General features: G+C 63.7%; 15 protein-coding genes. 13 read left to right on the top strand and 2 right to left on the bottom strand.

Features of this window, described 5'->3' with window-relative positions; all coding sequences use genetic code 11:
- Window positions 1-123: 123 nt before the first annotated feature.
- A complete protein-coding gene (locus HPY44_16860) occupies window positions 124-228 on the bottom strand; it encodes a prepilin-type N-terminal cleavage/methylation domain-containing protein (protein ID NSW57684.1) in 105 nt (34 codons plus the stop codon).
- A gap of 520 nt (window positions 229-748) precedes the next feature.
- On the opposite strand from HPY44_16860, the gene HPY44_16855 reads away from it, so the two are divergent.
- Window positions 749-6,154 (top strand): beta-galactosidase, encoded by a 5,406-nt coding sequence (locus HPY44_16855; protein ID NSW57683.1) that lies wholly within the window; start codon window positions 749-751, stop codon window positions 6,152-6,154.
- Window positions 6,155-6,334: 180 nt separating this feature from the next.
- On the top strand, window positions 6,335-7,930 hold the full coding sequence (locus HPY44_16850; GenBank protein NSW57682.1) for a hypothetical protein: 1,596 nt from the start codon (window positions 6,335-6,337) through the stop codon (window positions 7,928-7,930).
- A gap of 111 nt (window positions 7,931-8,041) precedes the next feature.
- On the opposite strand, the gene HPY44_16845 is transcribed toward HPY44_16850, so the two are convergent.
- Window positions 8,042-9,274 (bottom strand): hypothetical protein, encoded by a 1,233-nt coding sequence (locus HPY44_16845; protein ID NSW57681.1) that lies wholly within the window; start codon window positions 9,272-9,274, stop codon window positions 8,042-8,044.
- Between the two features lie 190 nt (window positions 9,275-9,464).
- Here HPY44_16845 and HPY44_16840 point away from each other — a divergent pair, with 190 nt between their 5' ends.
- The 11 genes from HPY44_16840 (at window position 9,465) to HPY44_16790 (ending at window position 23,576) form a co-directional block, all read left to right on the top strand.
- Window positions 9,465-10,214: a DtxR family transcriptional regulator gene (locus tag HPY44_16840; protein NSW57680.1), complete on the top strand. Its 750-nt coding sequence runs from the start codon at window positions 9,465-9,467 to the stop codon at window positions 10,212-10,214.
- Between the two features lie 22 nt (window positions 10,215-10,236).
- Entirely contained in the window at window positions 10,237-10,461 is a 225-nt protein-coding gene (locus HPY44_16835; protein ID NSW57679.1) for a ferrous iron transport protein A, read from the top strand.
- Window positions 10,462-10,522: 61 nt separating this feature from the next.
- On the top strand, window positions 10,523-12,595 hold the full coding sequence (gene feoB, locus HPY44_16830; protein ID NSW57678.1) for a ferrous iron transport protein B: 2,073 nt from the start codon (window positions 10,523-10,525) through the stop codon (window positions 12,593-12,595).
- A gap of 503 nt (window positions 12,596-13,098) precedes the next feature.
- Window positions 13,099-13,587 carry a MarR family transcriptional regulator gene (locus tag HPY44_16825; GenBank protein ID NSW57677.1) on the top strand — a complete coding sequence of 163 codons (489 nt, stop codon included), beginning with the start codon at window positions 13,099-13,101 and terminating at the stop codon, window positions 13,585-13,587.
- A gap of 79 nt (window positions 13,588-13,666) precedes the next feature.
- Window positions 13,667-15,382 carry an ABC transporter ATP-binding protein gene (locus tag HPY44_16820; GenBank protein NSW57676.1) on the top strand — a complete coding sequence of 572 codons (1,716 nt, stop codon included), beginning with the start codon at window positions 13,667-13,669 and terminating at the stop codon, window positions 15,380-15,382.
- A gap of 64 nt (window positions 15,383-15,446) precedes the next feature.
- The gene (locus HPY44_16815; protein NSW57675.1) at window positions 15,447-17,234 is read left to right on the top strand and encodes an ABC transporter ATP-binding protein; all 1,788 of its coding nucleotides are present in this window, start codon (window positions 15,447-15,449) and stop codon (window positions 17,232-17,234) included.
- A 182-nt stretch (window positions 17,235-17,416) separates the two neighbouring features.
- The gene (locus tag HPY44_16810) at window positions 17,417-19,099 is read left to right on the top strand and encodes a hypothetical protein (protein NSW57674.1); all 1,683 of its coding nucleotides are present in this window, start codon (window positions 17,417-17,419) and stop codon (window positions 19,097-19,099) included.
- Between the two features lie 184 nt (window positions 19,100-19,283).
- Window positions 19,284-20,282, top strand: coding sequence for a serine acetyltransferase (locus HPY44_16805; GenBank protein ID NSW57673.1), 999 nt, complete (start codon window positions 19,284-19,286; stop codon window positions 20,280-20,282).
- Between the two features lie 142 nt (window positions 20,283-20,424).
- A complete protein-coding gene (locus HPY44_16800) occupies window positions 20,425-21,510 on the top strand; it encodes a Gfo/Idh/MocA family oxidoreductase (GenBank protein ID NSW57672.1) in 1,086 nt (361 codons plus the stop codon).
- A gap of 9 nt (window positions 21,511-21,519) precedes the next feature.
- Window positions 21,520-22,524, top strand: a complete 1,005-nt coding sequence (locus tag HPY44_16795) for a sugar phosphate isomerase/epimerase (protein ID NSW57671.1) — start codon at window positions 21,520-21,522, stop codon at window positions 22,522-22,524.
- 47 nt (window positions 22,525-22,571) lie between these two features.
- Window positions 22,572-23,576, top strand: a complete 1,005-nt coding sequence (locus HPY44_16790; protein NSW57670.1) for a zinc-binding alcohol dehydrogenase — start codon at window positions 22,572-22,574, stop codon at window positions 23,574-23,576.
- The last annotated feature ends 9 nt before the right edge of the window (window positions 23,577-23,585 follow it).

Below are 23,585 nucleotides of genomic sequence, written 5' to 3'. Positions count from 1 at the left end.
GACCGCAACAGAATGGCCTTCAGAGCGCCTGTAAACGGCTCACGTTGAGAGAAAAGGGCCCGGGCCTTCAAAAAAGACGGCCAGAGCGACGCGTAACACCCCGCCAATGGGGTTGTTCAGCGATTAGATAATCGCGATGACCACCAGCAGTTCGATGAGCGTGAAACCGGTACGGCGGGACTTCCGGAAGCAAAGCATGGCTTGTGCACCTCCCTGAGTGGTTCGCAAAGGAGTTGCGAATCGGCGTCACCGCGCGAAAGCGCGGAGAGCGGCTTATTAACGGCGCTCAAGGCAGGTCAGCAGGGAGGTGCGCGGGGTTGCCAGGCGGCGGGAGTCTCGGTGTCCTGAAGAGGCAGTGCGGCAATGTGTGTCGATCTGGAGAATTGCGCGTCACACGTGATGACCAGCGGTGAGGGCACAGCAACTGCGCCCGAGTGCAGCACCTGGGAAGCGGGGCACTGGTCCGTCTGGTGCCCCGGTTGGTGGGCGTGCAAGTACGGCGCCCCGACCATCAGGAAGAAGGCCAGGATGCCGAACAAGGTCATGCTGCGAACGTAGACTGGACCCTTCCGCGACGCCACAACGCTTTGTTGCTTTCCTAGGATTGCACGAACAACCTATTGCCTGTTTCTCTGAACACACAGACCTCGATCCAGGTTTCCGGGTTTTCACCCGTCTATACAGGTACATCGTCTGCGGACGCGGAACAATCATAGGTCGGATACCGCCATGCCGGCAGGTGAGCGAAATGTTGGTTCGCCGCGTACTTCCCCTCGCAACCCTCGCGCTGATCATTCTTGCCGCATGTCCGGGCCACTCGCAGGAACAGCCCCTCACCGGCTGGACTTACACCTGTGACGCCAACCCCCTGGGCGACCAGTGGGCCGACCCGCAGTTCACCAAGCTCACGGACGGCGACAAGAACCCGTCCAGGAGCGCGATCTTCAGTGGCGGCCGGGTGGTCATCGAGATCACCCTGCCTGAGGAAACCCGGGTGCGACGAGTGGTCGCTCAGGTGCACCGCCACAACGACAATTACAAGCTCACGAAGACAACCGTGGAGGCGCTGCAGGCCGGACAGTTCGTTCAGGTCGGCGCGAACCCGGAGGGCTTCTGGGGCCCCACCGCGCAGAGCGCCTTCACAATCCCCATCGCCGTGGATGTGACCACCCGAAACCTGCGGGTCATCTTCCACGCCGCCTCGATCGTCAGCATCCAGGAGATCGAACTGTTCGGTGAGCCCCAGCAGCAGGCTGCCACCGGCGACTACGCCCTGGCTTTCGACAACCGCCCTGGCGCCCGCGCGACCGAGATGGATGCCGATAACGACGGCCGTCAGGAACTGATCCTCGAGAACCCCCGGGTACGTCTGGTGTTCGAACCCGAAGGCGGCCTGTGCCGCAGCTTCGCGCTCAAGGACTCCGGCGCGGAACTGGTGGGTGGCTCGGGACGTTACGGTCTCCTGCGCGATCAGCTCTGGTCCCCTGACTACTCCTTCGCCGAGCGCGATTACTTCAGCGAGATGGAGACGACCCCGCAGACGGCGCGGCTCGACCTGTGGACCCAGGGCCTGGGCGGTATGCTGGCCTTCACCGAGATCCGCAAGAGCATTTCGCTGGACGCAGACAGCCCCGTGGTCCGCGTGAAGTACCGGCTCACCAACGACCAGAACTCCCAGACCGAGTACAGTTACGGTCTGTGGTCCCACCATTTCCTGGGCGTGCGCGGGCAGGATGCCACCTACTTCTTCCCCACTACTTCCGGCGTGGTCGAGGAGCGCTTCGAAGCCGGCAAGCCGCTGGAGACCTGGCACTGGGACCCGGCTCGGGGCTGGGCTGCATATGTGGCTGACAACGGGGTCGGACTTGCAGTCTCCATGGAGTACAGGATCCTCAACTGCTTCTACATGTGGGCCGGTGCGGGCACGGCTATCCCCACCTTCGAATGGCGCTACAACCTCCTGCCCCTGCGCGCCGGTGAGAGCCTCGAGACCGACGTCACCCTGCTGCCCTTCGAAGGTCTCAAGCGCGTTGACGGAGTGGTCGGGGCCACCGTCGGCGGCCTTGAGATCAACACAGACGACCCTGCCGCGGTGCGCATCGGTCTCGGCGCGGTGCAGGTGGACGGCGCGGAGGGGACCGAGATCGCCTTGCGCACCCGGTCACTGCCTGATGGGGATTGGAAAGAGCTGGGCCGCTTTCCGCTGATGGATGGGCGTCTCAATCAGGAAGCGACCCTCGGGCTCTCGCCCGGCGCATATGTGGCCAACTGCGTGATCTACTCCGGCGGACAGGTTACCGGCGAGTTTGAACGTCCTTTCACCGTGGGCGGCGCGAAACTCGCGTATAAGTTGGAGCCCCTGGAAGAGCGGGTCGGCACTTCCGGCCCGGCCCAGACCGTCCAGCACAAGGGCCATGAGCTGTCCACCGAGGTCGAGACTCCCCACGTGAAGTGGGCCAAGCCCTACTTCAGCGGGCCGATTCGCGCCCTCGTCCTGTGTGATGATCGCTACTGCCGCGAGGTCATCGAACTGTGGCAGCGCCTGGACCTGGAGTTCGAGTACGTCAAGTTCTTCTCCACCCTTGACAAAGAGTGGCTCTACCACGGAGACCGCTCGATCCTCACCCTCGAGGCCGCCCAACGCAGGCTGTCCGAGAAGCTGGAGAAGGAATTCGACGTCATCATCCTCTCCGGCCTCAAGTGGGACCACCACTTCACCCCCGAGCTGCGCAGGACCATTGCACAGAAGGTCGAGGCCGGCACCGGGCTGGTCTATATCGAGCCCGAGGGTCTCAAGCCCGACGACGAACTCCAGGGCGTCTGCGGCATTCCCGACGGCGAGAGGCGCAATCTCAATGCGTGGGGGAAGTGGGAGCAGGTTGCCGAACACTACATCACCAGCGGCCTGCCCTGGGATACACTGCCGCGCACCCGCGCCATGCCCTTCGCCACACCGCCGCAGGGAGATGTCTTGGCGAACTATGTCGGCCAGATCACCCAGCCCTTGATCGTTGCGGGCAAACTTGGACAGGGCCGCGTGGTGACACTCACGTACGACACCCTCACCCACACGCCAGGCTACCGCGGGTACTCCGCACTCACCCCGGCGATCAGCTACCGCGGCAACTACAACCTTCCCGATGAGATGGCGAAGGTCACCTGGGACTACTTCGAACACTGGTGGGCCCTGCTCTGTCGCTGCGCTACCTGGGCCGCCGCGAAGGAACTCGATCTGCGCTTCCAGGACTTCCAGGTGAACGACGACCTGAGTCAGGTCTCCGCGCGGATCGTGGGCGATCTGCGCGCGCCCGAACTGCGGGATGCCGCACTGGAATGGCTCTTCCGGGACCGCTTCTCCAATGTGGTTGCCACCGCGAAGTCGCAGCCCGAAGAGAGTATTTCCGTGGCCGTGCCTGACAGACTGCGGGCCGGCAAGTGCTTCGTGGACGTTATCCTGCGCGACTCCGCCGGCGCCTCCCTCGCATGGGGGGCTTTCAGCTTCGATGGCCCGACCTCCCCGGCGCTGGAGCAGGTCAGTGTCGAGCAGAAGACCATCATCGACACCGAGTCACTGGTCCCGAAAGGGCAGCCCTGGCAGCGAGCCTTTCGCTCGAAAGTGCCCCTGCGCTTGACCTGCCGCGCAAGCCTGCCCGAGCCCGTTCGCGAGCCCGCAACGGTGACAGCGAGGCTCACCGACTGTCACGGCCGGCTGCTGTTTCAGGACTCAGTCACCGTCACTCGCGCACAGACCGACCTGACCTTCGAGTCCCGTCCGCCGATCCTGTACAACACCGGTATGCGCTGGGACCTCACGCTATCTCGGGGCGACCGAGTGTACGACACCGGCCAGGCGTTTCTCATCGCGATTCCCCCGCGAGAGCTGGACCGCCTGACGCTCACCAGTTGGGGCGGGCAGCACCTGTGGCGTTGCCAGTACCTGTTCGACGAGATGAGGCCGCTTGTGGAGAACCTCGGCCTGGACGTGGCGATGAACGGGGAAACCGAAATCAACACGGGCAAAGTCTGGTGGGATTACTACCAGAACATTGATCACTCCTTCCTGGGCATCCTCGGCTATCTGGGACGCGACGTGCCCGAGTTTATGGACCGCGAGTATGCAAAGAAGGCAGCAGAGTACGCGAAGACAAAGGACAAGCGGTGGCTGGTGCGCAACCCCAGCCTCAAGGACCCTGTGTACTTGTCGGCTCTCGTAGACGGTATCAGGAAGACCAAGCTCCAACTGGTGAAGCAATTTGGCGGTGCCTACGACTTCTGCATGGGCGACGAGATGAGCCTCACTTACTACACCCAGTACTTCGACTTCGACTTCAGCGAACACTCTCTCGCAGCCTTCCGCAACTGGCTGCAGCAACGCTATGCATCGCTTGATGCCTTGAATGACGAGTGGGAAACCAGCTTTGCGAGCTGGGATGCGGTCATGCCCATGACCCTCGATGAGGTCAAAGGCCGGCCGAACGCAGCGCCCTGGGCCGAGTTCCGGGACTTCATGAATGACAGTCTAGCCGAGTACTACACCCTCGTGCAGGACACCATCCGAAGTGAGTACCCGGGTGCCCAATGTGGTCTGTCGGGCACCCAGGAACCCAAGCCCGGCAATGGCATGGACTGGTGGCAGAACAGCAAGGCCTTCAGTTACTACCATTCGTACAATACCGGCTGGTCCGACGAGATGCGCCGCTCCTTCCAGCCTCACACCGGCGTGCGCTGCTCCCCGTACAGGTGCGGATACTGGCAGGCCGGGCAGGGACTGGAATACCAGATGTTCTGGTGCCTCTTGCACGATACCAAGGGCATCAGCGCCTGGACAACCCCCATCTTCTTCTACGGGGACTTCACTTACAGCGAATCCGGCCGAGACACCCGCGCCAATATCCGCGAACTCAAGGCGGGCCTGTGGGACGCCATCCGTCGGGCGAAACGCAAGCACGATCGCATCGCCATCCACTATTCCCACCCGAGCATCAACGCCGCGCTGCTAGCGGGGAAAGACCAGCACATCGTGAAGGTCCGTGACTCGTGGGTGAAGCTCATCGAGGACCTGGGGCTGCAGTATGACTTCGTAAGCTATGCTCAGATCGAAGAGGGCATCCTCAACAACCCGCCTAGTGAGGACTTCCGCTACAGCCTGCTGATCCTGCCGGAGTCCCTCGCGCTGTCGGATAAAGAGGTCGCGGAGATCAGAGCTTTCGTGGACAACGGCGGCGGAATTCTCGGCGACCAGGCCATCGGGCTCATGGACGCCAAATGCCGGCGCCAACCCGAGGGCCTGCTGGATGAAGTCTTCGGCATCCAGCGCATCGCCGACGCCCAGACGCTGAAGCCGGGGCTGGTGATCGAGGACATTGAGGGCGAGATTCGCCTGCCCGCGGCCGAACCCGAAGTCCGCGCCACATCCGCTGCCGGCCATGGGCGGGCGGTGGAAAGCGATGTCCCGGTGGTGCTTATCAATCGCTGGGGCAAGGGCGCCGCGGCGTATCTGAACATCGATCTCGCCGAGTTCGACAATGAGCGCAAGTTCGGCACCGCCACCGAGAAAGGCATGCGCGCAGTCTTGCTCAACGTCCTGGCGCAGTTCGGGATTCAGCCGCCGTACCCGGTGACCTTCGCATCCGGTCGCGCTCCGCATGTCGAGGTCATCCGCTACGAGGCCGGGCCTCTGGAGTACCTCGGCTTGCTGCGCGAGCGTCAGGACGAGGAGGACGACGTCGCCCGGGTGCCGCTTGGCCGAACCCGGCACGTCTACGACCTGCGTTCCGGCCAGTACCTGGGGCAGCTGGATACCATCACCGCGCCCATGCAGACCGGCGACTGCCGCGTCTACTGCCTGACTGACCAAAAGCTCAACCCGCCCGCGCTCCAGGCGAACATCGGCACCGACCGCACCGTCACTTGCACTGTGAACATCGCGCCTGCAATGGACCGGGAGCTCCAGATCGTCCGCCTGCGTTTCCTGCGACCCGACGGGACCGAATGTGAGGATTACTCACGGAATCTGCTCCTGGAGGGACAGCCGATAACAGTCCGGACGCAGCTTGCGCTCAATGATCAGCCCGGCCAGTGGACCGTGGAGGCCGTCCCGATCTGCGGTGGCGCGGATTCGGCCGCTAGAGCGAATTTCAGCCTGCCGGAGTAGACTCCATCCGCTACCTGCAGGCCCGGGCTCGTGCCTGGTAACCGCCTGCTGTCGCCTAGTCGGCCTTTGCCTTTGCCGCGTGGGGCGGGCATCTCGCCCGCCGCCGGCTCTGCCCTTCCTCGTCCGTCACGGCGTCCTGGGCTAGGGCCCGCCGTATATCGCCATTGGAGCTTCGCCCACATGGGACTCACGCTTGCTCTCACATTCGCGGCAATGCCTATCTTCGCCGCTTCACCGCATCTCATCACTGATCTCGATAGTCCGCGTCATGTGGACTATCTCATCATCGCCGCGGACCACCTGGCCCATGCCTGCGCGCCCCTGCTCGAACACAGGCAAGCTTGCGGCTATGGGGTGGGTCTCGTCCCCCTGAGCGCCATTGCCGGTGCGCAGTCAGGCCCACCGGAGTCCACCGTCGCTCTCACCCGTTTCATCGCCCGTGCTCGACACGATTGGGGCGTTCGGTTCTTGCTCCTCGTGGGGGACGCCGCGGGTCCGCCCGGGCAGTTTGTCCCCATGGTCGTCACCCCATCAGGCTACTACAGCACCGAGTTTCTCAGTGACCGCGATGTTGCCACAGACTATGACTACGCTGCCGGCGAGGACGGTCTCCCTGCGCTGCACATTGGCCGTCTTCCCGCGGACACCCCAGACGAACTCGCGTCCATGGTCCACCGGATCATCGAGTATGAGACTTCCCTGCCGGCGGGTGACTGGCAGGCGAGGGTCAGTTTCGTGGTGGGGCGAGCGGGGTTCAGCGAGTTCATCGACGCAGTGCTCGAGTCCCAGTTCACGCAGATACTCACCGCTGACCTTCCCGGGCGCTACCAGGTCAGCCTTCTCCATGGGAACGCGAGCTCGCCGCTGTGTCCGTACCCGCCCCAATTCCTGCGCGAGACCCTGGATATGCTCAACGCGGGGAGCCTTTTCTTCGTCTATGTGGGCCACGGCCGACAGGACGAACTGGATGATGTGCACTGGTCCGGGGGCCGAGCACCCATACTTCGCGTCCGGGATCTTGCCGGAATCAGTATCCGCGAGGGCGCGCCGGTGATGGCCGTGATCGCCTGTGACACTGCGAAGATCGACGACGCGTCAACCGACAGCCTGGGAGAACAAGTGCTGAAGCGACCTGCCGGGCCCGTGGGGTATATCGGCTCCACGCGCATCTGTCAGCCATACGGGAACGCACTGCTTGGACGGGGTCTGGTGCAGGCGGCTTTCAGCCAGGAAAACGCCACGCTTGGGGAGATACTGGACGCCGCCCGCAGGATCGTGCTGGAACCCGACGCAAGCCCCTTCCGGCAGCAGGCCGACGCCATGGCCGGGATGGTTCAGGGCCCCCAGAACCTTCCCGGAATGCGCCGCGATGTAGTGCGCCATTATGTCCTGCTGGGCGATCCCGCAACGCGCCTTCGTTTCCCGGCGTCGCTGCAGGAGTTCCAAGTGCGGCCGGAAGCGGATCGCGTCCTTGTGAACGGACGCGCATCGATCTCCACCGCAACAGGCAAGGTCACCCTGTCGCGCCCAATGAGTTCAGCGATGTCAGGCACCCGCGACGAACCCGCCACGCGCGAAGGATACGAGGCGCGTTACCGTGCGGCCTCTCGGTTTGTCATCGCCGAATCCGCAATCGCCGCCCCCCAGGGCAGATTCTCTGTGTCTCTCCGTCTGGATCAGCCCCTGTCGCCGGGAACCTACACTATTCGCGCGTCTATCTGGGACGATAGCCGCTGCGAGATAGGATCAGTCACTTTCGATGTGCCCAACCCCTGACGTCAGCCCATCTGGAGCGGGGACAGGCATTCGGACACCAGCCGCATCTGAGTTCGGTGGCTGTACCCACGGCATCCGGCTGTGTCCTCGGCGGGGCAGGATGCCGCCCCCTCAGAACCCCCAGTCCGTCGTAGGCTGCGGCAGGCATAGAACTCGATCAAGCTCCTCCAGCAGTTCCGGCGGCCCCTCCAGGCTGTCCGTCACCGCAAGCCCCGTCGCCGGACGCACTCCTAGCCACAGCCGCGTGAACGCATTGACCGTCGCCCGCAGCGTGGGCAACTTTGCGTCGATTCCCCGCACAGCCCCGGACTCCGGACCAAGCGTCACCGTGTACTCCCCCGATATGCCACTCCATTTCTCGCGCTCATCCAGGTGCTGCTGAATCGGATCATCAAGCACCAGGTTGAACCGCGTCGTTCCGTTGATCAGATGGGTGCGTTCCAGGCAGCCCGCAAGATCGCAGATCCGCATTTGCCACCACGCCACAGCCCCACAGTCCGTCTCATGCTTGCCACCCTCGCGCACGCGGGATGTGGAGAAGGGCTGCGAAACCAGATCCTGCAACTGGATGGCGCGCGGCTCGTACAACCGCACGGTGTAGACCTGGTCGCCCAGTGCCTTGAGAAGCGCCAGCAGTTCCATCATCTGCCGGTATTCCTGATAGGCCATCCAACGGACCTCCAGTGGCCCGTGCTCCCGGCGCTCCGCATGCAGCCACATGGCGTGGGTGATTTCGCCGCTGTGGTCACGGTATCCGAGCCCGTACCCGTTCCTGTGCTCCAGCAGCCCAAGACGGGTGATCTGCGGATCATCGAAACTCACCGCCCCGTGCTGCTTTATCCGTCTGAGCCGCGCCCGGTGCAGTGCCTCGAAGTCATCCGCACCCAGCCTCACCGGCGGGCGCGGAACCGTGCTGATCCGCAGGTCTCCGGGGTTGAGACTTTCGTATATCTCCCGCGCGCCAGTGCCGAATCCGAGGCGGTTATAGAAGCCCTGCTCAAACATACCCAGGCCGGCGACCATCGCCCCGTCTTCGACACCCCGGGCAACCGCAGCCGATGTCAGTCGCGCCGCGAAGCCCTGTCTGCGCGCAACGTAACTGGTCCCCACCGCCATGATGCCGCAGAAGGGAATCGGCTCGCGCAGGTGATGAACCACTCCGGGCGATCGGAACGCAAAGCTCTCCACATGCCCGTCCAGCTCCGCCACCAGACCTCTGTAGGCAGACGCAACCGCCTCGCCGACCCCTTCGCGCCCGGGCTCGATCCACCCGATCTCCTCCCAGATGCGCTGAATGTCCGCGGCGTCACGCGTCGCATCACAATCCCTGTAGACCACATCCACCAACTCTCTTCCGGTTCGAGATCCCCAACTATGTGCGCCTTGCAGACGGCCTTCCGCGGTCACTTAAGCCTACCGACAGCGGTTTCGTCGCGGTCGAGCATCTGCCCTGCTTCTCGCGCAATCGCCCCTTGACATCCGCGTTGCGGCGTCCTATAGTTAGGCTGTCCTAAGTTACTTACGGGAGCCGTACATGGTCACTCATCTGTCCGATACAATGCAGGACTACCTCGAGACCATCTTCAGCCTCCAGCGGTCTGACCGGGTCGTACGCGTGAAGGACATCGCGAAAGCGATGAACGTCAAGATGCCTTCGGTCACCAGCGCTCTACGCACCCTGAGCGCCGAGAAGCTCGTGCGCCACGAAAAGTACGGCCATGTTGAACTGACCACTGAGGGCCGGGAACTCGCGGAGAGCATCCACCGCCGTCACATCACCCTCGTTGGTTTCCTGCGCGACATCCTTCAACTTGATGAGAAGACCGCCGACGAGGAAGCCTGCCGTCTCGAACACGGCCTCAGCCGCGAGACCCTTCGACGCCTCCTCGGCCTCATGGAGTTCATCGAGAACTGTCCGCGCAGTGGCGGCGACTGGCTCAAGCATATGCGCGGCCGGTGGGAGCATCGCGAGTGCGACCACGATTGCCGGCAGTGCGTCGAGGGCATCCAGATTCCCGAGGCCGGCCCCTTCGCGGAGCCGGAAATGCCGGACACGCCGATGACGCTGGACAAGCAGGAGCCCGGCTTCAAGGGTACCATCGTCCGCGTGGCGGGCAAGGGCCCCCTGCGCCGGCGGCTCATGGAAATGGGCGTCACAGCGGGAACACCGGTAGAGCTCGAGCGTCTTGCACCCCTGGGCGATCCGCTGGAAATCAAGGTGCGCGGATACCATCTGTCGTTGCGCAAGGAAGAGGCCGCCAATGTCTTCGTCGACGCGGACTGAATGCGTGCGGTGTGGCGCATCCATGCCCCTGAGCCTGGCCCGCTCAGGCGACCAGGTTGTCTGCGTGTCCGTCGAAGGCAGCGTTGGCTCCCGCAGGCATCTCAACGACCTGGGGATTCTGCCCGGAACCCGGATGCAGGTGGTGAGCGGCGGCAGCCAGCCCGGCCCGGTTGTCATCAACGTGCGCGGCGCCAAGCTCATGCTCGGTCGCGGTATGGCCCACCGTATCATGGTCAGGCCTGACTAAGCCTTTCCCTGCCGCGGCGCTCCTCGCGGAGTCATGCTTCCCATCGAGAGTGGTGCGTCCCATGTCTCGCCCCATCATTGTCGGTCTCGCGGGCAACCCCAACGCCGGCAAGACCACGGTCTTCAATGCCCTCACCGGCGCCCACCAGCACGTGGGCAACTACCCCGGCGTGACCGTCGAGAAGAAAGAGGGCATCACCACCCATGCCGGCCGCGAACTGCGGATCATCGACCTGCCCGGCACATACAGCCTCACCGCCTACTCCATTGAAGAGATCGTAGCCCGCGACTTCGTGGTATACGAGAAGCCCGACGTCATCATTGATGTCGTTGACGCGTCGAACCTCGAGCGCAACCTCTATCTGACCACCCAGTTCATTGAGCTTGAGCAGCCCACCGTGGTTGCTCTCAACATGATCGACGTCGCCGAATTGTCCGGCAAACGTATCGACCACGAACTGCTGAGCGAGCTACTCGGAGTGCCCTTCGTCCCTTGCGTCGCGGCGCGTGGTCAGGGCATGCGCCAATTGCTCGACGAGGCGATCCGGGTCGCCGATGAACACCGCAAGCCCGCGCTGCACATGCGTTTTGGCTCCGAATTGGAGTGCCACCTGGACCAGATCGAAGCCATGTTGGTCGCCAGCGGACTTCACAATGACGCGGCCCCGCGCTGGCTCGCAATCAAACTCCTTGAAAATGATTCCCGGGTCCGCGAGATGGTGGCGAAGCAGGCCACGGGAGCCGACGAGATACTCGCAGCCGTCGATGCGGCCCGCGCCCACATCGAGCGGGTCGTGGGCGACGACGCCGAGGTCGCCATCGCTGACCAGCGCTACGGCCTTGCCTCCGGCGCCGTGCGACAGGCCATGCAGCACGACCAGATCCGCCGCATCGACTGGTCCGACGCCGTAGATCGCGTGCTGGTCGATCGCGTCCTGGGGCTGCCCATCTTCGTTCTGTTTATGTGGCTCATGTTCGAAATGGTCTTCCGCCTGGGCGGGCCACCGATGGAATGGGTGGAGGCGTTCTTCGGCACCCTTGCCGGCTACGCAGCCTCTGTCCTGCCGGAGGGTGACCTCAAGTCTCTTATCGTCGACGGGATCATCGGCGGCGTCGGCGGGGTTCTCGTCTTCTTACCCAACATCGTTCTCTTGTTCATTGCCATCTCCATCCTTGAAGATAGCGGATACATGGCTCGCGCCGCCTTCGTGGTCGACAAAGTCATGCACCACGTCGGCCTCCATGGCAAGAGCTTTATCCCCATGCTCATCGGTTTCGGCTGCACCGTACCCGCGGTCCTGGCGACGCGCACCCTCGACCGCGAGCGCGACCGCATCGTCACCATGATGATCGTCTCATTCATGAGTTGCGGTGCGCGGCTTCCCGTGTATATCCTTCTGGCGGGCGCTTTCTTCGCTCCCCACATCGCTGGGAAAGTAATCTTTTCCATCTATGCTCTGGGCGTCGCCGTGGCCATGCTCATGGCCTTCGTCTTACGGTCGACCCTCTTCAAAGGCTCCACGACACCTTTCGTCATGGAGCTGCCCCCCTACCGACTTCCCACCCTTCGCGGCATCGCCATCCACGTCTGGGAACGCGCCTGGCACTACATCAAGAAGGCGGGCACCGTCATCCTCGGGTTCGCCATCGTCATGTGGGTGCTCATGTCTTACCCGAAGCCGCCCGCAGACATGCTGGAGGGCCTCGACGAGGCGCACCAGGCAACGGTTGCCCTGGAATACAGTGCGGCCGGCCGGATGGGCAAGGCTATCGAGCCCGCCCTGCGTCCTCTCGGCTTTGACTGGCGCATCGGTGTGGCTCTCATCGCCGGGTTCGGGGCCAAAGAAGTGGTGGTCTCCACCCTATCGACGGCCTACAGCATGGGCGAAGCCGGAGACGAGACGGAAAACCTGCAGGCCGTGCTGCGCAAGCAGCCTGGTCTGTCGCCCCTGGTCGCCTATGCGCTCATGGTTTTCGTGCTCCTATACGTTCCCTGCCTGGGCACCATCGCTGTCATCTACCGTGAGACGGGCACTTGGCGCTGGCCGGCATTCTCAGCGGCATACACCACCGTGCTCGCCTGGATCGCCGCCTTTATCGTCCACAGTGTCGGATCGCTCCTCGGGTACCAGTAAGCCCCTCCCCTTCCCCTGAACCTGGCTGCTGGGTGCACGCGAAAGACCCTCGCGTGTGCCCCGGTGGGCGTGCCGGGAAAATTCTTCACAGAATCTCAATACAAAGTATTGACATGGTTGGGCGTCCGTGCTATAAAGATGCTGTACAGGGTTGTACAAGTTTGGCAGGCGCAACTTGAACAGACCTAGCAATCAGCGCTCTTATATCCCTGGCTCAGCTTAAGTCTCCCCCTAGACTTGCGCCCAGGCTGAGCTCCAGGGTTGGCGCGGCCCGCCCTGAAGATTACATTACAGCTTGAGAGCCGCGCACTCGGATCGGACCTGCTTCTGCCCCGGAGCAGGTCCGATCCAGTTCTGCTGCCCACCCTCCCATTGCGTCCAGACAGCTTCGCGTCCTTCGGCTCAGCAACCAACCACGACCCGCAAAGATAACCCTTGACGGGTCGCTAATCTAAGCTATACTGTTTCTGTAATGAAATATTCGTGTTCCGAAGGAAAATGCCGTGCCTGCTGACCCATCACGCGAGAAGTTCATGGCTGAGATCGACGAGTTCATGCACTCGATCTTCGGCTCCTACATGAGGCGCGGCCATCGTCCTCCCGCGGCCCATCTCGACCTCACTCTTGCCCAATTGGAGTGCCTGCGCACAATAGGCCATCTCGGCTGTCCGTCGATGACCGAGCTCTCTCGCGCCCTGCATCTGCGCCCCAGTACAGTAACCGGCCTGGTGGACGCTCTCATCGAACGCGGCCAGGTTGAGCGGCTTGACGACCCCGGGGACCGTCGTATTGTTCGCGTGCGACTCACGGCTCGTGGCGCCCGGGAGCGCACGCGTCATCTTGAGCGCGCGCGCCGGCGGATGATGGCTCTCCTCGCGGACCTCGAGGACGACGATCTGATCCGGCTACGCGACGCCCTGGCGCAGCTGCATGCCGCCGCGCTACGCAGATCGCAGGCGGAAGACGCGGCCGAGGAAAAGGAATCCCGTTAGGCCTGGGCATCCTGCCCAGGGTTGTCATTGATCAGGAGGCAATGGGCCGGTGAAGTCCCTGCGCACCATCATCCGTTACATGGCCCCATACTGGGTCCCGGCACTGCTCGCGCCTTTGTCGATGGCGCTGGAAGTCGCCATGGACCTTGCTCAACCGCGCCTGCTGCAGAACATCGTGGACGAGGGCATTGCCAATAATGACCTGCGGTACGTGATCCATACCGGACTGATCATGGTCGTCGCGGGCATCATCGGCCTCCTGGCCGGCGCGGGATGCACCATCTTCGCGACCATCGCCGGGCTCAACTTCGGCGCGGACCTGCGCGGCGCGGTCTTCCGGAAGATTCAGAGCTTCTCCTCCGCCAACCTGGATCGCCTGCAGACCGGCAAGCTGATCACCCGCCTCACCAGTGACGTCGACCAGGTGCAGGAAGCGTCGCTGATGCTTATGCGCATCATGGTGCGCGCCCCGCTCCTGGCAATGGGTGGCCTGGTGATGGCGATCCTGACCGCTCCCGGCCTGTCGCTGATCATTGTCATCATTGCCCCGCTGGTCATCGCCGCCCTGGTTATCACCAGCAAGCGCGCCTTCGGTCTGTTTCTCGGCGTGCAGGAGCGCCTGGACAAGCTCAATATCATTCTTCAGGAGAACCTCGCCGGGGTGCGGCTGGTCAAGGCTTTCGTCCGCGAACAGCACGAGTGCTCACGCTTCGGCTCCGCAAACGAGGACCTGATGGGCCAGACCGTTCGCGCATCCACTCTCGTCGCCGGGGTCACTCCCGCCATTTCACTCCTGGTCAATGTCGCGGTCGTCGCCGTGATCTGGTTCGGCGGGTGGGAAGTGAATCGGGGCCAGCTTCACGTCGGGCAGCTGCTCGCCTTCACCAACTACCTCACCCAGATGTTTCACTCCCTGGTGATGGTGGGCATGCTTGTGATGCGCATGTCCCAGGCCGACGCATCAACCCACCGCATCGCCGAAGTCCTCAACACCGAGCCCGACGTGACGGACTGCGCGGAGCCGGCGGAAATCTCGGCGCCCTCCGGCAGGCTGGAGTTCGATAGCGTACTTTTCGGCTACGACGGCGACGAAGCCGAGCCTGTCCTCCGCGGGGTCTCTCTCACCGCCGAACCCGGACAGACCGTGGCCATTGTCGGAGCAACGGGCAGCGGCAAGTCCAGTCTCGTGCATCTCGTGCCGCGCCTGTATGACGTCCAGGGCGGCCGTGTCCTCGTGGACGGCGTGGATGTGCGCAACCTGAGGCAGGCCGACCTGCGCCGGCACATCGGCATGGTCATGCAGGAGACCGTCCTCTTCTCAGGATCAGTCCGCGACAACATCGCCTACGCGCGGCCCGATGCGACCGATGAGGAGGTCGAACAGGCCGCCCGGACCGCGCAGGCCCATGAGTTCATCATGGCTCTGCCTGACGGATACGCCACGCAACTGGGCCAGCGCGGGGTAAACCTCTCCGGTGGCCAGAAACAGCGGCTCGCAATCGCTCGGGCTCTGCTCTGCAAACCTTCGATCCTGATTCTCGACGACTGCTCAAGCGCCGTCGACGCCGCCACCGAGTCCCGCATCATGGCCGCTCTCGATGACTCGCCCGATCCCTGCACGCGCCTGATCGTCGCCCAGCGGATTGGCAGCATTCTCGCCGCGGACAAAATTCTTGTGCTCGAAGACGGTGCAATCGCGGCCGAGGGCACTCATCAAGAGCTGCTGGAGACGAGCGCGGCCTACCGGGAGATCGTGCGGTCGCAGGTGGACCCGGAGGTGGTTACCGGTGTCTGAGAAGCGCCCGCCGGTAGATCACATACGCGTATTCGGCCACGGCCCGGGGCGCGGCCCGCAGGCAATGATGATGCCCGTCAGCCGGGCTGAAGACGTTCCGGCGGTCATGCGCCGGCTCTGGCAGTATCTCCGGCGCTACCGGTCAAGCCTGCTCCTGGTCGCAGCCCTTGTTGCGGTCAGCACCGTGTTGACCCTCATCAACCCGTACCTGATCAGCCGCGCCATCGATCGGTGCATCATCCCCCGCGAGATGGATGCCCTCGCGCGCATTGTCGCCCTGATGATCGGCATCCATATCCTCTCGGCCGTCACCACCTGGCTGCAGACGGTGATGATGATCCGCGTCTCCCAAAGCACCCTGCGGGACATCCGCGGCGACATCTTCCGCACCATCCAGACTCTGCCGTTGCGCTTCTTCGACCGCCAGACCCATGGCGAGATCATGAGCCGCCTCACCAACGACACCGAAGCCGTGAATCAAGCGCTGGCGCAGACCGTCACGCAACTCATGTCCAGCGTCCTGTCAGTCGTCGGCGCGATCTGCTTCATGTTCGCGCTCAACTGGCGCATGGCGCTGGTCACTCTCGCCACTGCACCCCTGGCATTCCTCTTCTCCCACGTCATCGCGGCCGCCAGTCGCCGCAAGTTCCGGGAGCGCCAGGCTGACCTGGGGGACCTCAACGGATTGATCGAGGAAAACATCACAGGGCAGCGGGTGGTCAAGGCCTTCGCCCGCGAGCAGCGCGCCATCCAGGACTTCGACCGCGCAAATGAGAAGCTACGGCGCAGTGCAACCGCTGCCGGCATGATATCCGGCGTCATGGGGCCGGCTATGAATCTCGCCCGGAACATAACTTTCGCAGTCCTCGCAACCGCCGGCGGCTGGATAGTGCTCCACGATCTCGCGACCATCGGCACCGTGGCGGCCTTCGTAAACTACGCGCATTTTGTCACCATGCCCATCAATCAGATCGCCATGCTCTGGGGCATGGTGCAGTCCGCCATTGCCGGTGCGGAACGAGTCTTCGGTATCCTTGACGAGCCTCCGGAAACCCCCGACGCTCCGCGTGCCGTCGCTCTCGAAACCCCCCGCGGCGACGTTACCTTCGACCGAGTGAGCTTCGGCTACGACCCGGAGCACCCGGTGCTCAAGGACGTGAGCTTCCACGCCGAGGCCGGACAGACCATTGCGCTCGTTGGCCCCACCGGCGCGGGCAAGACCACGATCATCAACCTCCTCACTCGCTTCTACGATGTGGATGAGGGCGCGATCCGCGTGGATGGCCACGACTTGCGCGAGATCCGCCGTTGTGATCTGCGCCGCGCATTGGGGATCGTTCTCCAGGACACGTTCCTGTTCGCCACCACGGTGCGCGAGAACATCCGCTACGGCCGCCCGGGTGCCACCGACAGCGAAGTTGAGCAGGCCGCAGAACTGGCCAATGCGGCCTCCTTCATCCGCCGCCTGCCTCACGGCTTCGACACCGAACTGACTGAAGACGGAGGTAGCCTGAGCCAGGGCCAGCGACAGCTTCTCGCTATTGCCAGGGCGATCCTCGCCGACCCCGCCATCCTGATTCTCGACGAGGCCACAAGCAGCGTCGATACCCGTACGGAAATCCATATCCAGGACGCGATGTTGCGGCTGATGCACGGGCGCACGGCCTTCGTCATCGCTCACCGGCTGAGCACGATTCGCCAGGCGGACTGTATCCTGGTGGTGGACGGCGGGCAGATCGTGGAACGCGGAACCCACGCGGAACTCATGGCGGCGCGCGGAGCCTACTGGCGCCTGCACAATCTGCAGTATGGGGCGATCTCAGGCGAGGACCGCCTGGCCGCGGCGACGTAGCGCCCTTACGCCGAGGGCCTTTGCCTTCCTCGTTGCCGTTGCCGCCTGTGGGGCGCGCACCTGTGCCGCGCCGACCTGCCTGTCCGCCGTCCGCTCCGAGCTGTCCCCCCGAAGGACAGACCTCCCAATCCCTGGAATTGTCATCTCTGGCGTGCGCACTCCATCAACCGGAGACACCCCTCATGCCGCAGACCGTTCTCGCCCTCATCTGCGCCCTCATCTTGCCCGGTCTCCTCCTGGCAACTGACCTGCAGGTCCAGCTCGACGTTCAACCCCAAGTCTCTCTCGGTGCCATCGATCCTTTCGTCTTCGGCGCGGGTATCGACGCCAAGACCAACCCTCTGCGCAGCCCCAGGTACCCGGACGTCGTCGCCAGTCACATCGCGGAATCCGGCCTGCGCATCGCCCGTTACCCCGGCGGGTTCGTCTTCAACCGAAACGATCACCGGGGCTCCTGGGCCAACTTCTACTGGCAGGACCACCTTGCCCAGAACCCCGAGGGCCACTGGTGGGAGGTCTACGACCTCGACACTTACGTCCAGTTCTGCGAACGTTTCGGTATCGAACCTTTGATGCAGATCAACTTCGTTGGGGAGCCCGAGGAGTCCGTGCGGGGGTACATCGAGTACCTCGTGGGCCGGGGCGACGACGATGGCGATGGAGTCAACTGGGCCGCAAAGCGCGCTGCCAACGGCCACCCCGAGCCATACAATATCCGCTACTGGCAGCCGGGTAATGAGGTCCACAGCTACCCGCAGGGCTTCCAGGAGAACGCCGAGGGAGCCCGCGAGTACGCAGAGGTCCTGGCCCGGCTGGTCCCCATCATACGCCGCATGTCGCCGGGCTCGAAGATCCTCGTCCCGTTCATCAACGTCGAGCGCCCGATTACCGGCATGAAGCCCTTTGCTCCCGAGGCGAACATCAACTTCGCCACCAGCAGCGAGTTCGCTGAAGCCTTCCTGCGCAACCTGGACGTGGAGGTGGACTATTTCGACTGGCACTTCTACCCCGCCAACGGGTGGGGTGGAAACTGGCCGTACATTGGCACCGACGACGAGTGGAAGCACCTCTACTGCTGGGGCACGAAGTTCCGCGAGTGCTACCGCGAGATCGTCTCCCTCATGGAGCGCCAGTGCAAACAACGCCCGCTGCCGGGCATCATGGTGGGCGAGTGGTCGGCGGACTGGACCGCCGCCATCTTCCCCCAGTACGAGCAAGGCTTCCGCGGATCGCTCATGCGCACCCAGGCCACCGCAGTGTACATGGCCGACATACTCATGTTTCTCATGACCAGAAGCGTCCCGTCCGAGCATATCCGCGGGGCTTTCTGGCACACCTTCTGCAATGATGCGCAGGCGCTGTTCTCCATCGAGACCACACAGCCGCGCGGCATCTCCTACAAAGGCACCTCCACCGACCCGGGCTACGGCTTCCGTATGCCGATCTACTGGGTCTTCAAGCTCCTGAGCGAACAGCACGGCGAGGAACTGGTGCAATCGAGTATTGAGGGCGACAACACAATCGCGGCTCCCGCTCCGGGCCTGTACGCCGACCCGGAGTACAGCTTCGACCGGGTGACCACCTGCGCATCGCGCACGGGCGATGCGCTGTATCTCGCGCTCCTGAACAAGGACGCGCACGAAGCCGTGGAGGCCCGCATCCGCATCGCTCATTGGCCCGCTCAGTCAGCCATCGAAGCCTACGAGGTGGGCGCGGACAGCTATCTCGCAGAGAATACCATGGCCGAGCCGGACCGGGTGACCTTGCAGGGGCCGAAGCCGCTGGAGATCGCAAACGCCAGCGACCTGACCTACCGCCTGCCGCCGAACACCCTGACCGTGCTGAGCATACGGCGGGCGAAGTGAGCGCCGGGCCTAGGCTGTCACCGTCTCCCGCCAGTGGGACAGTCAATCCTGCTTGTTCGCCACCCGCCATTGTCCGTCTCACCCCATCCTCACGCAGACACAGACCCATCTGATATGCTATCCTTACTTCGGGGAGCAGGGTGATCTGCGCCCCGAAGATTCCATCCGCGAGGGGATGTATGACATGACTGATGAGCACGCTGTCCGCCATGATGCCCATTGCGAAGCCTGCCCGCGCGAACCGATCCCGCACATCATCTGCCGCACTTCTGAAGCCCTCGGGAACCTGTCCGTGCGCACCGACGCGGACGTGCCTGACGGCTGCTCTCCCAACCTGCCCGATACACGCGAGGTCATCGAAGCCCTAACCTGCCTGCGTCAGTGCATGTTCCCTGGCCGCTGGCTGCCCGAGGCATCCGACACCTGCCTGCCCGGCGATGTGGACGGCTGCCTCCTGCCCTTGTTCATTCAGGAGCGCCTGAGCACCGCTTACCCGCGCCTGCTCGAAGCGGTCCGGCGTGCTCTTCCCTACCGTTGGATGAGCAAGTTCGCGCAGGACTCCGGGAAGGGGACGCCGGTGGCCGATGTTGCCGCTGAGGCCCAGCGGATACTCGTGGAATTCTTCGGCTCACTCCCGGCCGTGCGGGAACTGCTGGTGGACGATGTGGTCGCCGCATACAATGGCGACCCGGCAGCCCACTCCTACGCTGAAGTGGTCATGAGCTACCCTTGCATCGCGGCCATCACCACCCACCGCATCGCCCACGAACTGTACCGTCTGGATGTCCCCATCGTCCCGCGCATCATGAGTGAGGTTGCCCATGCGGAGACGGGAATCGATATTCACCCGGGCGCCCAGATCGGCAGGAGTTTCTTCATCGACCACGGAACAGGCGTGGTCATTGGCGAGACTTCGCGCATCGGTTCGAACGTGAAGATTTACCAGGGCGTCACCCTTGGCGCGAAGAGCTTCCCGGTAGATGAGAGGGGTTTCCCAGTCAAGGACATCCAGCGTCACCCGAGTATCGAGGACGACGTGGTCATCTACGCCGGGGCCACGATTCTCGGCGGCGATACTGTGATCGGCAAGGGTTCGGTCATCGGGGCCAATGTGTTCGTCGCGGAATCAGTGCCGCCGGGGTCTACCGTCACCCAGAAGCACCCGGAACTTCGAGTGCGATAGTCGGCTGCTTGAACTGGTCGTCTCGCGGGCTACCGCTTGCAGCAGCGGGCTTGCCCGCGACCGTCGTTGCCGGGGCAGGCAATCCCGCCTGTCCGCCTCATCGCCCGGTTCACCCATTCCTTCCCATCCTGGAGGACCAGCCATGACGGGCAAAGCGCGTATCGGCATCCTCGGCGGCGGAGGCATCGTAGGCGCACATGCCGCCGGGTACCACGCCAATACTGACCGCGCACAAGTGGTTGCAGTCGCCGAACCACGCCCCGAATGTGCCAAGAAACTTCGCGAGCTATTCGGCGATGACGTCCGAATAGAGGCCGACTATCACGACGTCATCGCCGCGGATGATGTGGACGCGGTGGACATCATCCTGCCTCACGACCTGCACATGCCCGCGACCATCGCCGCTGCGGAAGCCGGCAAGCCGGTGCTGGTCGAGAAGGTCATGGCCCGGAACGTGTACGAGTGCGATCGGATGATTGAGGCCTGCGACCGCGCCGGCGTCGCCCTGACCGTCTGCCACGACCGCCGCTACCACGGGCAGTGGATGGCGCTCAAGGAAATCGTGGATTCCGGCGTCCTGGGTGAGATCTTCTGGTGGAAACTCGACCACAACCAGAACGTGGTGGGCCCGGCGGATCACTGGCTGCGCAGTCGCGACCGTCTCGGCGGCGGGGCCATCATGAGCTGCCTCACCCACCAGATCGACGCCCTGCGCTGGTATGGCGGCGAGGTCAAATCCGTCGCCTGCATGACCAAGACGAACCCGGAGCGCATGGAAGGCGAGTTCGCCGGCGTGATCATTGCGCAGATGGAGTCCGGGGCTCTGGGGCATCTCTCCATCAACTGGTGGACTACCTCCAATGCCTCCGAGAACGGCCTGTGGTACGAGATGGTTCAGGTCTGCGGAACCAGAGGCGAAGCCTATTACATGTCGGGCAAGGGAACGTTCCTCAAGCTCCACACCCCCGCTGACAGCGAGACGCCGTGGCAGTATGAAATGGAAAGCACCGGCGGTTTTTCTCTGGTCAGAAGCGGTGACTGGGTAGGGCACGTGCGCTGCATCGGCGAGTGGATAAAGAGCGTGCGCGGCGAGCCCGCCGACATTTGCACTGACGGCCGCGCAGTGCGAGGAACGGTGGAAGTCGCCGAGGCCGCGTACCTCGCCGAAGCAACCGGCTGCACCGTCACGCTTCCCATCGAGCCGAAGCCTTGGCCGGGAACGGTCTGAGGAGCCACCATGAAAGTCGGCATCGACACTTTCACCATCCGCGAACTGGGCCTCGACCCATTCCAGACCCTCGACTTCATGCGGACCCACGGGTTCGACGGCGCCCTCTTCGGAGGCTTGCGCGGATTGAGCGACACCCTCGATATGGGACGGCTTCGCGAAATCCGGCAACAGGCGGACGCCATGGGCCTGTACACCGACGTCTCGGTCCCCGGCTGCAACCCGCACCTGATCGCGCCCGGTCAATTGGATGCCCATCAGGCAGAGCTCGAGCGCCAGATCACTGCAGCGGCAGAGATCGGCTGGCACGAGCTGCACAGCTCACTCGGCGGCGGCGACGAGCGCTACCAGCATCCGGTACCGTGGACGCAACACCTCGCGGATTCCGCCGACTTCATCCGCCGGCTGGGACCGGTCCTGCGCCACCATGGCAGCCGCATCAATCTCGAGACCCACGGCGACACTACCACTTTCGAGCTCGTGCGCCTCGTCGAAGACGTGGGACCAGACATCGCGGGCATCTGCCTGGACACCGCCAATGTCCTGTGTCACGCCGAGGACCCGGTTCTCGCCGCGAAACGCGCCGCGCCCTACACCCACCTCACCCACACCAAGGACGCCATCATGTTCTTCTGCGACCAGGGCTACACGCGCCAGGGCCGCGCACCCGGACAGGGCATTCTCGACTGGCCCCGGATACTGCCCGCGCTGGCGGGGTATTCCCCGGACCTGCGCCTGTCCATCGAGGACCACAAGTGGCTCTTCACCTTCGCGGTGTTCCAGGAGGACTGGCTCGCCCTGCATCCCGACCTCACCTGCGCCGAGTTCGGCAAGGTGATGAGGCTGGTCTGGCAATGCGAGACCCGCATCCGCTCCGGTGAGCTGCCCGACCCTCAGGAATATGAAGCGATCCCGTACCTGGACCAGATGCTGGAGCGCCTTTACTTCGGCCGGGACTACCTGCGCGGATTGCTGGCGAGAATGGAAGGACCCGATCAGCCCACGGGCGAATAGACCGCCGCGTACCAACGCGCAAGCATCAGCTACCGAAGGAGACGGCCATGCGGGCCAGGGCACTCATTTGCGACGCGAACCAGCAGTTCTCGATTCAGGACGTGAACCTCAATGGGCCCGCTCCCGACCAGTTGCTCATCCGCACACTGTGGACCGGCGTGAGCATTGGCACGGAGTTCGCCCTGATACGCAACAAGATCTCGTGGGGCCCGTACCCACTCTGCACCGGGTACCAGGGCACGGGTGTGGTGGAGGAGGTGGGCTCGGACATCACCGACTTCGCCATCGGCGACCTCGTGTACTTCCGGGGTAACGATCACATGGAACTCGCCGACGGGACCCCGGTCTCCTGCGTCAGCGGCGCCCATGCATCTCACGCAATCCGCAAGCCCGCCGGCACTCATGGCGTCGCCAAACTTCCCCCGGGCGCGCCAGTAGATCTCGCCAGCATGTTCGTCATGCCCGCGGTAGGCCTAACCGGTGTGGACATGGCCAATCCCCGCATGGGCGCGGTGGTTGTGGTGCATGGCGCAGGGCTCATCGGCCAAGGCGTCATTGCGGCTTGCGTGCACCGCGGCTGCGTGGTGGTTGCCGTGGATATCAACCCGCGGCAGCTTGAGATGGCGCGGAAGATGGGCGCGGATCACCTCATCAACAGCGCCGAGACCGATGCCGTGGCCGCCATCAACGAGATCTCCCCCGGCGGCGCGGACTTCGTCTTCGAGTGCACCGGCATCCCGGCCTGCATCGACCCGGCGATCGCCCTGTGCAAGCCCCGCGCGACATTCGTCTGGCAAGGCAATTACGGCGCGGAACCGGTGAGCATGCATTTTCTGCCCGCTCATGGAAAGCGCCTGCAAATGTTCTTCCCCTGCGATGACGGCTACCAGCCCGCGCGCGCGGCGGTGTTGAGGAACATGGCCATGGGCGCGCTCAACTGGGAGCACTGCATTACCCACCGCATCGAAGCTGCGGACGCGCCGGCAATCTTCAAGCGCATCAACCAGGGAGACCCGGAACTCACCGGCGTACTGGTTCATTGGAGCGACTAGCCCAGGAAA

The sequence above is a fragment of the Armatimonadota bacterium genome, from assembly GCA_013314775.1.
Lineage (GTDB): Bacteria > Armatimonadota > Zipacnadia > Zipacnadales > JABUFB01 > JABUFB01.
Note: the sequence above shows the minus strand (reverse complement) of the source record. Positions and strands in the feature narration are given on the sequence as shown.